Below are 15,057 nucleotides of genomic sequence, written 5' to 3'. Positions count from 1 at the left end.
AGTTACTGGAGGGTTTATGATTGTTCTGTTATAAGATATTGAGGGGAGAGCAATTATGAAACAAGAAGAATTAACAGCGACCTCAAGCGGCTCAAAGAAATCCATTTATTTCTTTATTTTTATACTTGGTGCTCTTAGTGCGTTTGGTCCTTTAACAATTGATATGTATTTACCGGCACTTCCTACGTTGGCTGATGATTTGCAAACCAATGCGTCTATGGCACAGCTAAGTTTAACAGCTTGTTTAATTGGTTTAGCGTTGGGGCAAATCGTGGTTGGACCATTTAGTGATATACAGGGAAGACGTAAGCCACTCATCATTTCACTAACTATTTATACGATCGCTTCGTTACTTTGTCTGTTTGTGACGTCGATTTGGCCATTCATTGCCCTTCGTTTACTTCAGGGACTTTCAGGTGCAGCCGGAATGGTGATTTCAAGAGCGAGTCTACGTGATAAGTTCTCAGGAACAGAGATGACGAAGTACTTTGCCCTACTTATGCTTGTGAATGGAATTGCACCAATAGCTGCGCCAGTTGCAGGCGGACAGCTTCTCCAATTTTTATCATGGCGTGGTGTTTTTGGCGTATTAACTGTGATCGGCGCCATTATGTTTTTTGCGGTTCTATTTGGATTAAAAGAAACACTGCCTGTTAATAAGCGAAAAACAGGAGGGTTCAAAGAGGTTCTTCAGACGTACGGACTTCTTTTTAAAGATAAAGTCTTTTTCGGTTATGTGCTCGTACAAGGATTTGTGATGAGTGCGATGTTTGCGTACATTTCAGGTTCCACATTCGTGCTTCAAGAAGTGTATGGACTTTCTGCTCAAATGTTTAGTCTTGTTTTTGCGTTGAACGGCGTTGGACTAATCATCGCGACCCAAACTACAGGAAGGCTTGCCGGAAAAGTAGGAGAGAGTCGCCTGCTTGTTTACGGTTTATCGCAAGCTATGATCAGCAGTATTTTATTGCTAATGGTGATTGCAATGGATGCACCTGTTATCTATGTTTGCATTCTTTTGTTTTTCACCGTCTCAAGTGTAGGTGTGGTGAATACATCCGTATTTTCACTAGCACTTGAAAATCAAGCTGAGCATGCCGGAAGTGCTTCAGCATTACTTGGTTTATTACCATTTCTTCTCGGTGCTATTGTTGCCCCAATTGTAGGATTAGGGGAAGGTGGTTTATCAATGGCTCTTGTGATTGCAGCATGTGAACTGATTGCCGTAGGAGCATATGTCTTTCTTGTTAAAAGGAACAAGAAAGTGTATCTTGTTGCGAATGAAGCGAGTTGATGGAATGGGGTAAGACTGCTGGTGCCTGTCACTCCCCGTTATTTGTCGAAGGCTATTCTTGCTCTTTCGAGAATATTATTTAGTGCGGATGAAGGCATTGTAAGGATCATGTCAGCTCTATTAATGTTTTGTAAAGAATAGCTATTATCCCTCCACAGCGAGAGTCACATCCTTATAATAGAGGTATCAAGTCAAACCACAACGGGATGTGAGCTCATGCAGAGAACGAATCAAGGTCAAAGCGAAATCATTTTTCTAAGTGCGATTACTTGTTTATTTCTAATACTCGTTCATGTTTTGGAAATGCTTTTCTTTGGAGAAGGACAGTCATTGAATGAGATTAGCTCTATTACTTATCAACTCAGTCAATTTGGGATTGCGATGTTTGCAGTGATCGTTAGCTTATATCTATTTAAACCATCGCCGAAGAAGGAGAAGCGATTAGGTGCTTTTGAAGTTTCTAAGGTTATTCTTCTATTCGTTCTCTGGAGCCTTTTCTATCTTGTTCTTGCAAAAGTAGCCACGAACGTAGAGATGTTTACCGGTTGGAAAGATTCTATTCTTACTTTTGCCATGGGGGATTCATTTTATCACTTGTCTTTTATTTCAGTCGTTCTACAATTTCTTCTATTTCTCCCTTTACTGAAGCTTGTTCAAACTAAAGTTGGTTGGTCGATTCTATTAGTTATTGCTGGACTGGTTCATTACTATTTCGTATCTCCAGTCTTAACGGAAGGTAATGCATTTCTGGCCCAAGACGGTTTGCTTTTGAAATGGCTTTTCTTCTTTGTTCTTGGAGGTTACTTAGCTCGGCACTGGGATTCTGTACAGAATTTTCTAGAGAAATTCAATCGATTCGGACTTGTACCATTGATTGGATTAATTGTTTTCGAGGTTACCTACTATTTGATGAATGGCTCTATCTATCAGGCAGAATGGTTTCTTATGATAACGGTGCCTGTGATAACGATAACCTTGGTAGGGATTTATCGATCAGTTAGAAAAGTGGTGCTGTTGGATATTTTCTTGCACTCCATTGGGGAAAACACAATAGGCCTCTATTTTATCTTTCCATTCATGATTTTCGCGTATTCAAGTATTTTGCCAGATGCGGTATGGCAAAAAGAATATATTGTACTTATCTTCACCCTAGTGCTTGGAACGTCGGTTTTCATTAGTAAGCTAGTAAGGTTAATTGTCATCAACATCGAGGGGATAAAAGGCCCTGTTGTTAAAACAAAGATGCTGAATCAACAGGAACTTGGAATTAATTAAACGTTTGATTAATCCATTCCAATGAACGTAAAGAACCCATCATATTTAGGTGATGGGTTTTTTTTGTATCAATATCTCCGTTAAAATTAGTGTGATAAGAAGCGGATCTCAATCTATGAGAATAGACACATGCATGACTAATTGACTAGTTTTTAGTCAGATATGCTTGAAAACGAATCTATAAGTGGTAATATTAACGTTATGTGTTGGTTATCATTGGTTTTTAATGGATATAAACGGAATTCAGAAAGCGCTATTCAATCAGTCGACTTTACGTCTCTTTTAAGGGGGTAGAGTTCTTTAACGTTATTTCAATCAAACGTTTTTTTTTTTGAAAATAAATAGCTGTTTTGCCTAATTAAAAGGAAAATTAATGGTATAAAGGAAGAGATAAATGCTTGTTAAACGTCATCAAGTTGAAAGAAAAAATATTGCAGTGAACGATGTGCGATGGGATGGAGAGATGTTAAGCTTCCAGATAAAAAATGAAGAAATTCATGATTTAGAATCTCTCAATCTATGTCTTATAAATCGAAAGAACGAAGAATATATATGGCTGGATTTTAAACAAGAAAGTGTCGGCTCTTTTATCAATTTCAGCTTATTTAAAGAGAATTTCAGTGGGCTAAGCTCCGGGAAATGGGATTTCTTTATCATAAATGGCCGAAGTAAGAGCGTGGATAGAAAGAGAATTGGTGTCTATCAAGCCCCGATAGCTTCTAGAGCACACAGGTATTTGAAACCGATTGTTGACATGGAGGAGCAATCTTGGATTCCTTATCTTACGGACCGGAATGAACTTTCTTTACATATAGGAAGTATAAGTGAGTTAGAAAAAGTTAGTTTTGAAGTTGTTGATTTCAAGAGTCAGGTCATCTCCATGGAAGAAGAAGACAACCGCCTTATTCTCCATATCGATCAGTACTTTCCTTCTTCACCAGTTGTGGTTCACACGAACGGTTTAACTTCTCGAAAGATCCCTTCAACTTATCATCCAGAAGATAAATCTTTAGGAATTTATAGTGAAAACAAGAATGAATTACTAAATGGAGACGGTGAGCTTCAGCTTCATTTTAAGCGAGGCAATATCCTCGAAGTTTATACGTTAATTTTTGAGAGTCGTCTAGTGACCCCACTCGTGCAACCTTCGTTTACTAAAATAGTGAAGGGACAGCTTCATGCTCAGAACTTACGTGTTACGCACGATCGCATCTTATTTGATGTTTCTACGAATTTCATCGAATATGCGAGTGAAATTCAATTTTATTTGAAGAAACGTAAAAGAGATGAAATCGTGAATTTGGAAGTTTCCCGTCATTTACATGGTTCAGTGGAAGAAATCGGTGTATCTATAAGCCAATTCAATGGATTATTTACTAACACAAGCCGCTGGGATCTTTTTGTTGAAATTCGGTACGCTAACCTAGTTGAGGTAAGAAGAGTCGGCGAGTATAATAACCCTCTTAACCACCTTGAACGGCATGTGGGCCACCTTCCTATAACAGAGGATCTTTATCTCTCACCTTATTTAACAAATGATCATGAATTTTCATTTTACGTTAGTACTGAGGAGCAATATTTAAAAAGTAAGTACCCTGGTAATGTTTCGCTACATCGTTTGAATCTCAAACGAAATGGTGAACTGCAATTGACAGCTACCGTTTCAATGAAAAGGATAGAAAGTTTTGAAGTGAAGGAGCTTGTTTTAAGGTTACGAAGTGATAAGAGCAAACGAGTAAGTGTACCTTATCATAAAGTGGTGGAAACGTCCGCTAATAAACAAAAAGTAAGTTTCCGCATTCAATTAAATGAAGTTGAATTTGAACAGTTTTATTGGGACTTTTTTATTTCAGTAAAAGTAAATAATCACGAGACGAGATTAATTAGAGTAGTTAGTGATAATTTACTTATTCATAAGCAATTGAAACATCGGATGTGGAAATACACTTTAAATCAATCCAATGGCTACATGATCTATCCCTATATCACGATTAATGGTGGGGTTAGTATCACTTATCGCTATAAAGGCGAATATGAGAGCATAAAGTACAAAATGAATGAGTACATTGCGTACTATTTGTATATCCTTTTCTACTGGAATGCGTTTTGGAAACCTACCTGGTTAATTCATGAGAAATATTCAGAAACAGCGCAAGATAATGCCTATTACTTCTTTAAACATTGCTTTGAAGAACATAAAGATAAGAAGGTTTACTATGTTATTAAAAAAGGGTCTGAAGATGAACGTAATTTAATTCCTTATAAGGAACGAGTCGTTTATTTCATGAGCATTAAACACCTTTTCTTAATCCTATCTTCCAAAGTGATTGTTTCATCTGAATCGAAGGGACACGGTTATGCCTGGAGGGTAGCTCGTGGACCGATTCGTGATTATGTGAATAGTAAGCGCTACGTGTTTCTACAGCACGGTGTGTTAGGTCTGAAGAAGGTAGAAAATACGTTTAAGGTTGGTTCGGCGAATTCAGCTGATTTGTTCGTTGTGTCTTCAGATTTTGAAAAGCAAATCGTCATGGACCACTTTGGATATAAAGCGAAGAACATTATTGTGACGGGCTTATCAAGATGGGATGTAGTAGAAGATCGTTCCCAAGAGCTAACCGATAGCGGTAAGAAAGAGGTCTTTCTTATGCCGACCTGGCGGAATTGGCTTGATGAAGTAGAAGAAGGCGAATTTGTGCTATCCGATTACTATAAAGCTTATAATGCTCTGCTAAACTCTAATGAGCTACATGACACGCTAAGGAAAAATAATTTGCTTCTCAATTTCTATGTTCATCCCAAGTTTATGCCCTATGTCTCTCATTTTACTAGTGAAAATGAGCATGTAAGAGTCATTCAATTCGGTGAGGAAAAGATCAATGATCTTCTGATGCGTTCCAGTATGTTAATTACGGATTATTCCAGTGTCGCCTGGGAAATGTATTATCAAAAGAAGCCAGTGCTATTTTTCCATTTTGATTTGAGTAAGTATAATGAATTGCAGGGAAGTTATATGGATCTTAACAAAGAATTATTTGGAGATGTCGCATACTCTTCCGCAGCGTTAGTTTCAAAATTCGAAGAGTATGCGAGCACGAATTTCGCTGAAAAACCTGAAATTAGCAGCAAGCGATTTGAGTACTTTAACTATATTGATGATGGTAACAGCTCAAGGATCTTTTCTGAAATTAAGAAAAAAGAGAAAGAAGTAACAAGAAGAAAAACGCTCAAAGAAGTGTTGAAGAGCAGCGATGCTGTCTCCACAATGTGGAGAAGGTATAAAAAATACCCTATTGTTAATCAAGTAGGTGGCAAACTTCTCGCAACGTTAAGGTCACATTAATTAAGTGAGTCCAATGGTTAGGTTACATTGGGCTCTTTCTTGTGGATTTGTTTAGAATGAATTTTAGATCCGAGGAGAGGGGGATCAAAGTATCGTAAATGCATTCTAATTAATTTAATAGAATAAATTTTCTGAAATCTATTGAAGTTTGCCTATTTATTCTCTATAATGAGCATCAGTTGCAGGAAATAGATAATCGGTTCAATAAATGTAATCCATTACATTTTTGCTTGAATTCTCACTATCAGCCATTTATAGTTTAAAATAAAGATACTATTTTAAACACTAGGGAGATAATTGAAATGGCGAATATGACAGATGTAGCAAAGCTTGCGAATGTATCAACAGCTACTGTGTCCAGGGTAATTCAAAATCCTGATGCTGTAAAAGAAAAGACGCGAACGAAAGTGCTTCAGGCAATTGAAGAATTAAACTATCAGCCAAATGTTCTGGCTCGTTATTTTAGAAGGACTGAAACAAAGACAATCCTCGTGATGGTTCCTTCTATTGAGAATAATGTTTTTCCGCAAATGATTGCCGGAATTGACTTGATCGCCCATCAATCGGGTTACAAAGTGCTTCTTGGAAATACCTATCAAGATCCGGATAAAGCTTACAGTTATCTTGAAGAGTTGAAGCAGAAACAGGTAGATGGGGTGATATTATTAACAACGAGGTTGGATAACAACGTTATTACCGACATTGCTGACAAATATCCTGTTGTGCTTACATCTGACTTTATTGCAGGTCTCAACGTTCCTACTGTAGCCATTGATAATATTAGCAGTGCACGTAATGCTGTGGAGCATTTGCTGCAGCTTGGACATCAACGAGTTGGAATGATTACAGGTCCGTTAGATATTTCGTTAAGTCGGGATCGGTTAAAAGGTTATCGACAGGCGCTTCTTGAGCACGGCATAGGAGTTGATGGTGTACTTATTCAAGAGGGAGATCATAAGTACGATTCTGGTTACAATCAGATGAATATGTTTCTTGCATTGGAAAACCCTCCTACAGCTATATTTGCTGCAAATGATAGCATGGCGATGGGGGCCGTTAAAGCGGTAAAAGCTCACGGGCTTCGAGTACCGGAAGACATTGCAGTTGTTGGTTTTGATAACATTCAGTTCTCAGATATCTTTGAGCCGTCGCTTACGACAGTAGCGCAACCTTTTATGGAAATGGGACAAAGATCTATGGAACTCCTTTTGAAGCAAATTAATGGTGAAACCTTAACGAAAAAGCAGCACGTGCTTGATACGAAACTTATTATCAGAGAGTCATGCGGTTATAAAAAGCAGGTTTAGTCTTGATGACTATTCTGTTTCACTAAAATGTAATCGTTTACTTTATGAGAGGTGGAGAAACCTTTATTTATAAACACTTTAACACTTTATCATATGCATAAATGTAATCCATTACATTTATGCAGTCTACTATTTCCAGGAGGTGAAGAACGGACTATCGGCTGAGGTAAACAAATCAACTTTTTAAAGGAGAGATAGTAAATGGCAAATATACCTGTTGCAGTACAGATGTATACGTTACGAGAGGAAAGTAAAAAGGACTTCATTGGTACTTTGAAAAAGGTTTCGGACATCGGTTACCAGGGTGTGGAATTTGCTGGGTATTACGATATGTCTGCAAAGGATTTGAAGAAAGTAATGGATGATCTTGGATTAATGGCAGCTTCTAGCCACATTCCTCTCGATAAACTATTGGAAGATTTAAGTAGTGTGATAGCGTATCAGCATGAAATTGGAAGTACCAAGCTTGTTTGTCCGTTTCTTGCACCTGAAATGCGAACAGAGGAAGGGTATTCGGAGCTCATTCGAAGCTTGAATGACATTGGACAAGAGTGCTCGAAAGAAGGGATCACGTTATGTTATCACAATCATGATTTTGAATTAGAGAGGCTGTCGAATGGTAAAACGGCGCTTGAGACCATTTTAGATGAAACGAACCCAGAGTGGGTGAAGGCGGAGTTTGATATTTATTGGCTCACTCGGGCTGGGGAAAATCCGGTAGAGTGGATGAAGCGATATCAAGATCGCACGCCTCTTGTTCATTTGAAAGACATGACCACGGATGGGGAGCAATTCTTCGCTGAGCTCGGCACAGGAGGGGTTGACCTTAATGGAGTCCTCAATCAAGGCGATGTGTCTAACGTTGACTGGTGGATTGTTGAACAAGATAAATGTAAGCGCTCTCCTATCGAAAGTATTGAAATGAGTATGAACTATTTCCTTAGTAAGCATTCTTGATCAGTTGCTATCTAGTCATTACTACAAATTAGGGGGTAAAGCATGAAGAAAGTAACGGCTTTATTATCGGTTTTGGTGTTGTTGCTGTTAGCGGCATGTGGGGGGAACCAGGGAGCATCTGGAAGTTCTGATTCTGGCAACGGGGATGAGAAGGTAATTGAAGTTTGGCACATTGAAACGGGTGAACGGGAAAAGCTTTTTCAGGAAGTAGCGAAGCAGTTTGAAGAAGAACATGATGGTGTGAAGGTGAAGTTACTTCAAACACCAAACGATGCTTACAAACAGAAATTAGCTGTCTCGATGTCAGGTGGAAATCCTCCAGATATCTTTCAGAGCTGGGGTGGCGGCTGGTTGAAGCATTTTGTTGATCAGGGAAATGTGCAGGATATTACTGAAAATATCGATCAAGAACATTACTTAGAAATGGCATTAAATAATGGGACATTCGATGAAAAGGTGTATGGCGTTCCATTAGGTTTATCGCTCGATGTGATTTTTTACAACAAAGAAATCTTTGAAGAGTATGATCTTGAAGAACCAAAGACGTATGAGGAATTTACTGAAGTGATTAAGACGCTGAAAAAGAATGATGTGACGCCACTTGCGTTAACGAATAAAACGAAATGGCCAGGAGCGTACTATTTAATGAATTTTGCAAGTCGCATTGGTGGACCAGATTTATTCGAGAGCGCATTTAATCGCGAAGGACGCGGTTTTGATGACCCTGCTTATGTTGAAGCGGGTGAGTATATTCAAGATCTCGTCAAGATGGATGCATTTAATGCTGGATTTAACGGTATTCCTTACGATGAAGGCCGCGGTCGACAGCTCATGTACTCCGGGCAAGCTGCGATGATGGATATGACGATCTCTTTCTTAAATAACGTGAGAGAAGAAGCTCCACAGTTCGAGGAGAAACTTGGTTTCTTCGTATTCCCGACGATTTCAGGTGGGGAAGGAAATGAAACGCAAGTCGGTGGTGCCACTGGACCGGTTTGGTCAGTTGCGAAAGAATCTAAAAATCCTGATTTAGCAGCTGAGTTTATTCAAGCGTTAACGAGTAAAGAAACAGCACAGAAATTCACGGATCGCACGGGAACGCTGTCAGCTGTAAAAGATGTTGTTCCTGAGGATGAATTTGTAAAGCAGTTCTATGATGTAGCTCAGAATGCTTCTCATATTCAAATGCCTTATGACCAGACACTTCCTCCAGAGCTTGCTGAACTTCATAAAGATACGACGCAGGCACTATTCGGTCTATCAATGACGCCAGAAGAAGCAGCTAACAAAATGGAAGCCAAGGCAGAAGAGCTTCTTGAATAAGTGAAGGAGGGGATGAGTCCCCTCTTTCTTATCTACAGAAGGGAGAGCTTTACATATGGAAACAGCTGAAGTGGCGAGAAGAAGCGAGACGACGAGAGTGGCTCACGGAACGAAGAAGCGCAATATGAGAAAAGCGGTCACGATTGGTTTATTCACAGCGCCAGCCCTTATTGTTTATCTTGTCTATGTGATTTACCCCATTTTATCTACATTAGGTTATAGCTTCTACAGCTGGGATGGAACGAATGACAAAACGTTTATTGGGCTCGATAATTACATTCAATTATTTAACGATGCCGTCTTTTGGACTTCGCTTACGAACAATGCATGGGTTGTTCTGACGTCTGTCTTTGTGCAAATTCCACTCGGCATGATCATGGCGCTGATGCTGTTTGCGCCTATACGAGGCATTCGCTTGTTTAGTAGCGTTTATTTTCTTCCATTCTTAATGTCTACGGTTGCGATCGGCCTCTTATGGGTGTATATGTTTGACCCAATCAACGGGATTATTAATCAGATTGTGAATTTACTTGGCTTTGAAAATGTAGCATGGCTTAGTGATGAAAACACATCGTTGATTGCGATCTTATTAGTAGTCGTTTGGCAGTTCTCACCTTTTTATATGATCCTATTTAAGGCAGCTATGGTTGGGATAGGAGAGGAACTCTATGAATCTGCCCAAATTGATGGAGCGAATTCCTGGCAGAAGTTCTTCCACATCACGTTACCTTTGCTTATGCCAACCATTGTGAGTTCATCCATTCTAGCCATTGTTGGATCCTTAAAGGCTTTTGATATTTTCTATATTATGACTGGTGGTGGACCGAATCACGCAACAGAGCTGATGGGCACTTATATGTTCAAGCAGGCTTTTATTAACTTCAATATGGGCTATGCAAGTGCGATTGCGTTTCTAATGTTTCTCATTGCGCTCGTTGTTACTGTACTTATCCAAATCGTTGATTATAACCGCAAGAAGAAAGGAGCTTTCTAATGGTGCAATCACTCAGGAAGATGCCTTTGTATCTAATCGGATTATTGCTTTTGGTTTTCACAGGTTATCCATTTGTTTATATGATTTCGACCTCATTAAAAGATCAGAGCACTTTTTTTGAAAGACCATTCGCTATTTTTACCTCGATCGAGTGGGGTAACTACGCGGATGTATTCCAGATGGGGCTAACTCGTTATTTTTTAAACAGTATCCTAGTTTCGGTTGTGGCAGTTGTGGCGGTTATGTTAATTGCTGCTCTAGCAAGTTATCCATTAAGTAGAATGAATTTCAAGTTTAACCGTGGTTTATTTCTTCTTTTCATATCAGGAATGATGCTACCAATTCATGCCACGCTTATCCCAATCTTTAAGCTGTCTCAAAATATGGGTTTGTATGATTCATTGCTAGCTTTACTTGGACCTTATATTGCTTTCAGTTTACCGATTTCGATCTTTATTTTAACGCAATTTATGCAAGAAATTCCGAAGTCATTAGAAGAAGCGGCGAAGATCGATGGTTGTTCTCATTTCGGTATTTTTTGGCGCATAATTCTGCCGATGTTAACGCCGGCTCTTATGACGGTTTTTATCTATAATTTTATTCATTTGTGGAATGAATTTATCTTTGCGCTCGTTCTCGTATCTAGCCCTGAGAACATGACCCTACCATTAGGATTGCAAGATTTCTATGGAGAGTTTTCAGTAAATGTCCCTGGTTTGATGGCGGCATTAACACTTGCGAGTCTTCCAATGCTCGTTGTGTACCTGTTCTCACAAGAAAAAGTAGTAAAAGGACTAACGGGTGGTGCAGTGAAAGGTTAGGGAACCTGGAAAGGAGTGGGAGATTATGGAGAAAATGAAAATTGGTGTCATCGGCTGTGGCAACATTAGCGACATTTATTTAACGAATCTTCGCGAGTATGCGAATCTTGAAGTGGTTGCAGTAGCTGATTTGAATCACGAAAAAGCAGTTGAGAAAGCAGAGAAATATGAGATTGCTCGTGTTCTGGATGTGGATGTCCTTTTGGGAGATCCGACCATAGAACTCGTTCTTAATTTAACGATTCCTGCGGCACATGCGGAAGTTAGTTTACGCATATTAGAAGCAGGAAAGCATGTGTATTCTGAGAAACCGCTAGCGATAAAGCTTGAAGACGGGCAAAAGGTGCTAGCGAAGGCGAAGGAAAAAGGTCTTTTAGTAAGTGTTGCACCTGATACATTTCTCGGTGGTGGACTTCAGACGTGCAAGAAACTAATCGAGGATGGCGCAATCGGGGAACCGGTTGCTGCGACCGCCTTCATGATGGGTCACGGACCGGAAAGCTGGCACCCTGATCCAGCCTTTTTCTATCGAGAGGGAGCGGGGCCGATGTTTGATATGGGTCCTTATTACTTAACTGCTCTCATTCATTTAATTGGCCCGATTCGTCGACTGACTGGATCGACAAGGATCACCTCGCCTGAACGGATGATTACAAGCGAACCGAAGTCTGGACAGACGATTAAGGTTGAAACGCCGACGCACGTTGCAGGCATTTTGGATTTTGAAAATGGTGCGATCGGTACGATCATCACGAGCTTTGATGTATGGGGAGCGAAAACTCCTTTTCTAGAAATCTACGGTACGAATGGGTCGTTAAGTGTACCTGATCCGAATACGTTCGGCGGTCCGGTACTAGTAAGAAATGCGGGAGAAGTTGAATGGAAGGAAGTTTCCCTTACGCATGGATCGATTGAAAATAGCCGTGGGCTTGGTGTGGTGGACATGGTGAACGCTTTACGAGAAGAGCGGAAACCACGGGCAAATGGTGAACTTGCTTATCATGTACTAGAAACGATGCATGGTATACATGAATCCTCAGTGAAAGGTAAGCATTATGAGATGACGAGTAAGTGCAAGCAACCTGATGCAATGCCAAGTGACAGTTTATCTGAGACGATGGAGGGATAGGGAATGAAAAAATTGAAAGTAGCGGTTATCGGTTGTGGAAGTATTGCGAGACGGCGTCATTTGCCAGAGTACAATGCAGAGGAAAATGTGGAAATTGTAGCGGTTTGTGATGTGGTGAAAGAGCGCGCAGAGGAGATGGTTAGTTTGTATGGCGGCACGGCATATACTGATTATCTCACGTTACTTGAAGATGATGAAATTGATGCGGTGAGCGTTTGTTTACCAAACGCGTTGCACGCACCTGTATCGATTGCGGCCTTGAAAGCAGGGAAGCACGTTCTCTGTGAGAAGCCGATGGCGACTTCAATTGAGGAAGCGAAAGCAATGAATGAAGCTGCGGAGATAAATGGCAAAAAGCTAATGATTGCTCATAATCAGCGATTCGTCGCGTCACACGTGAAAGCGAAGGAATTGATCCAAGGCGGCGAGATTGGAAAGATCTACAGCTTCCGCACCACGTTTGGTCATCCTGGACCTGAACGGTGGAGTATTGATGGAGCGGGTAGCTGGTTCTTCGATAAAGAGCGAGCGTTTATCGGAGCGATGGGAGACCTTGGCGTACATAAATCAGATCTCATGCGCTATTTGCTTGGAGAAATTGTGGAGGTAGGCGCGTTTGTAGAAACGAAGGCGAAGGATAACACGGATGTGGATGATAACGCGGTGTGCATTCTTAAAATGGAGACGGGAGTGATTGGCACACTCACAGCAAGCTGGTCTTACGTTTCTGGCGGTGATAATTCAACCATAATCTATGGGGAAAATGCGGTGCTTCGCCTAGAGGATGATCCGGAGCATTCACTGGTTGTTCAGTACAAAAACGGTGATGTCGTGAATTATGAGCTTCAGAAAATCCAAACGAATGAAGCGGGGGGACAGCAAACGACGCACGTGGTTGAGAATTTCGTGGATTGCATTGCGAACGATACTGTACCAGCCGTCAGTGGTGAAGAAGGAATGAAATCGTTGCAGGTGATTCTAGCTGCACTGGAAGCGAATGAAACGAAGCGAGTGGTTGAGGTAGAGGGTGAGCGGGCGGTTATTTAGGGGGTAGGTGGTATGTTGGTGCGCGGTTGCGCGGTGCCTGTCACCACCCGAACTATGTCGCTAAATGTCGAACAGGCTGACGAGAGGAATTGTCAGCCTGTTTTGAATTAATGGATAGAAGTTTTAGGAATAATTTTTGTACGGGCATCTAGCACTCGCTTTGCTTTTCCTTCGGAGCGAGGTATTGAGTGTGGCTCTTTCAATTGGATATCCACTGATATAAGCGTTTTGATTTTAAGAGTTTTTCCAAGACTCTCAACAAGCTTCACCGCCATAGGATGGTTAAAATTCATTTCTAGCTTTTTATAAAACTCCTGCTCTACTTCGACATGCAAGGTTACGTGATCTAAGTGGCCTTTTTTCTGCAAGTGGATTTGATAGTGCGGGACGAGTTCTTCTAGATTACAAATATACCGTTCGATTTCAGAAGGAAAAACGTTAACTCCTCTGATAATGAGCATATCATCAATACGTCCTTTTACACGGCTCATTCTTGTGGTTGTTCTGCCGCAAAGACACTTTTCTCTCGTAATGGATGCAATGTCGCCTGTTCGGTATCTTATTATTGGAAGAGCTTCTTTTGTAAGGCTAGTGAAAACCAGTTCGCCGTATTGTCCCTCGTCGACTTGATCGAGAGTATCAGGGTTAATGATTTCAGCGATAAAATGATCGTCTGCGATGTGGAGGCCATTCTGACATTCTGCACATTCCATTGCAATGCCCGGTCCCATTACTTCACTTAATCCATAAATGTCCGTTGCTTTCAGGTGAAATAATTTTTCGATCTGAAATCTCATTTCTTCCGACCAAGGCTCAGCGCCAAGAATGGCGAATTGTAATGAGGTTGAAGCTGGATCAATGCCTTGCATCATCATCGCTTCTCCAATGTTGAGGAGATAGGATGGAGTGGAGCAAATAATTCTGGGCTTAAAATCTTGAATTAGGGTAATTTGATTAGCTGTATTTCCGCCTGATATCGGGACTGTTGCGCAGCCAAGTCGCTCTGATCCTGCATGGAGACCGAGACCACCCGTGAACAGTCCATATCCGTAGGCGTTATGAAGGATGTCTCCCTTTTGTCCACCTGCGAGTGTGATCGATCTTGCAACAATATCAGCCCAATTTTGAATATCATTGTTTGTATAGGCGATTACGGTTGGTTTACCGCTCGTCCCAGATGAAGCATGGATGCGGACAACTTCGTCCATAGGACAGGCGAGCATCTTGAAAGGGTAATTTTCTCTTAGGTGATGTTTCTTTGTAAATGGAAGTCGTTGCAGGTCGTCGAGTGACTGGATATCATCTGGGGTTATATGTATGTTCTTGAAAGTCTCGTGGTAGAAAGGGATGTTCTGGTAGGCGTGTCTGATTGTTCGTTTTAATCCTTCTAATTGATGGGCGTGCATTTGAGCGGTGCTCCAAGTTTCTCGTTCAGAATAAATTGCCATACGGTAGCCTCCTTGTATGATACAAAATAAACGACAGCGAGGATAAGTGTCATATTAAAGGTACCTTTTTATGGAAGCGTGGTCAATGAGATTTAGTGGAATTGTGTCTTTGGTCGTGG

General features: G+C 40.7%; 11 protein-coding genes. 10 read left to right on the top strand and 1 reads right to left on the bottom strand.

Annotated features, from left to right (window positions below; translation table 11 throughout):
* Nucleotides 1-55 precede the first annotated feature (55 nt).
* The 10 genes from AC0VYV_RS19920 (at nt 56) to AC0VYV_RS19875 (ending at nt 13,490) form a co-directional block, all read left to right on the top strand.
* Complete coding sequence (locus AC0VYV_RS19920) at nt 56-1,294, top strand: multidrug effflux MFS transporter (protein WP_475374162.1); 1,239 nt, start codon at nt 56-58, stop codon at nt 1,292-1,294.
* Between the two features lie 216 nt (nt 1,295-1,510).
* Nucleotides 1,511-2,569, top strand: a complete 1,059-nt coding sequence (locus AC0VYV_RS19915; protein WP_475374161.1) for an acyltransferase family protein — start codon at nt 1,511-1,513, stop codon at nt 2,567-2,569.
* Between the two features lie 394 nt (nt 2,570-2,963).
* Nucleotides 2,964-5,912, top strand: a complete 2,949-nt coding sequence (locus AC0VYV_RS19910) for a CDP-glycerol glycerophosphotransferase family protein (RefSeq protein ID WP_475374160.1) — start codon at nt 2,964-2,966, stop codon at nt 5,910-5,912.
* Nucleotides 5,913-6,214: 302 nt separating this feature from the next.
* Nucleotides 6,215-7,219, top strand: coding sequence for a LacI family DNA-binding transcriptional regulator (locus tag AC0VYV_RS19905; protein ID WP_475374159.1), 1,005 nt, complete (start codon nt 6,215-6,217; stop codon nt 7,217-7,219).
* A gap of 201 nt (nt 7,220-7,420) precedes the next feature.
* Complete coding sequence (locus AC0VYV_RS19900; RefSeq protein WP_475374158.1) at nt 7,421-8,176, top strand: sugar phosphate isomerase/epimerase family protein; 756 nt, start codon at nt 7,421-7,423, stop codon at nt 8,174-8,176.
* Between the two features lie 42 nt (nt 8,177-8,218).
* A complete protein-coding gene (locus AC0VYV_RS19895; RefSeq protein ID WP_475374157.1) occupies nt 8,219-9,499 on the top strand; it encodes an extracellular solute-binding protein in 1,281 nt (426 codons plus the stop codon).
* 55 nt (nt 9,500-9,554) lie between these two features.
* Nucleotides 9,555-10,493, top strand: coding sequence for a carbohydrate ABC transporter permease (locus AC0VYV_RS19890; protein WP_475368062.1), 939 nt, complete (start codon nt 9,555-9,557; stop codon nt 10,491-10,493).
* Nucleotides 10,493-11,314, top strand: coding sequence for a carbohydrate ABC transporter permease (locus AC0VYV_RS19885; protein ID WP_283153465.1), 822 nt, complete (start codon nt 10,493-10,495; stop codon nt 11,312-11,314). The genes AC0VYV_RS19890 and AC0VYV_RS19885 overlap by 1 nt, the downstream gene beginning before the upstream one ends.
* 25 nt (nt 11,315-11,339) lie before the next feature.
* Nucleotides 11,340-12,443: a Gfo/Idh/MocA family protein gene (locus AC0VYV_RS19880; RefSeq protein WP_475372988.1), complete on the top strand. Its 1,104-nt coding sequence runs from the start codon at nt 11,340-11,342 to the stop codon at nt 12,441-12,443.
* Between the two features lie 3 nt (nt 12,444-12,446).
* Nucleotides 12,447-13,490 carry a Gfo/Idh/MocA family protein gene (locus tag AC0VYV_RS19875; RefSeq protein ID WP_475372987.1) on the top strand — a complete coding sequence of 348 codons (1,044 nt, stop codon included), beginning with the start codon at nt 12,447-12,449 and terminating at the stop codon, nt 13,488-13,490.
* Nucleotides 13,491-13,597: 107 nt separating this feature from the next.
* Here AC0VYV_RS19875 and paaK read toward each other — a convergent pair whose 3' ends face one another.
* Entirely contained in the window at nt 13,598-14,938 is a 1,341-nt protein-coding gene (paaK, locus tag AC0VYV_RS19870; protein ID WP_475372986.1) for a phenylacetate--CoA ligase PaaK, read from the bottom strand.
* Between the last annotated feature and the right edge of the window lie 119 nt (nt 14,939-15,057).

The sequence above is a fragment of the Anaerobacillus sp. QJM3NY_17 genome, assembly GCF_056173665.1.
Note: the sequence above shows the minus strand (reverse complement) of the source record. Positions and strands in the feature narration are given on the sequence as shown.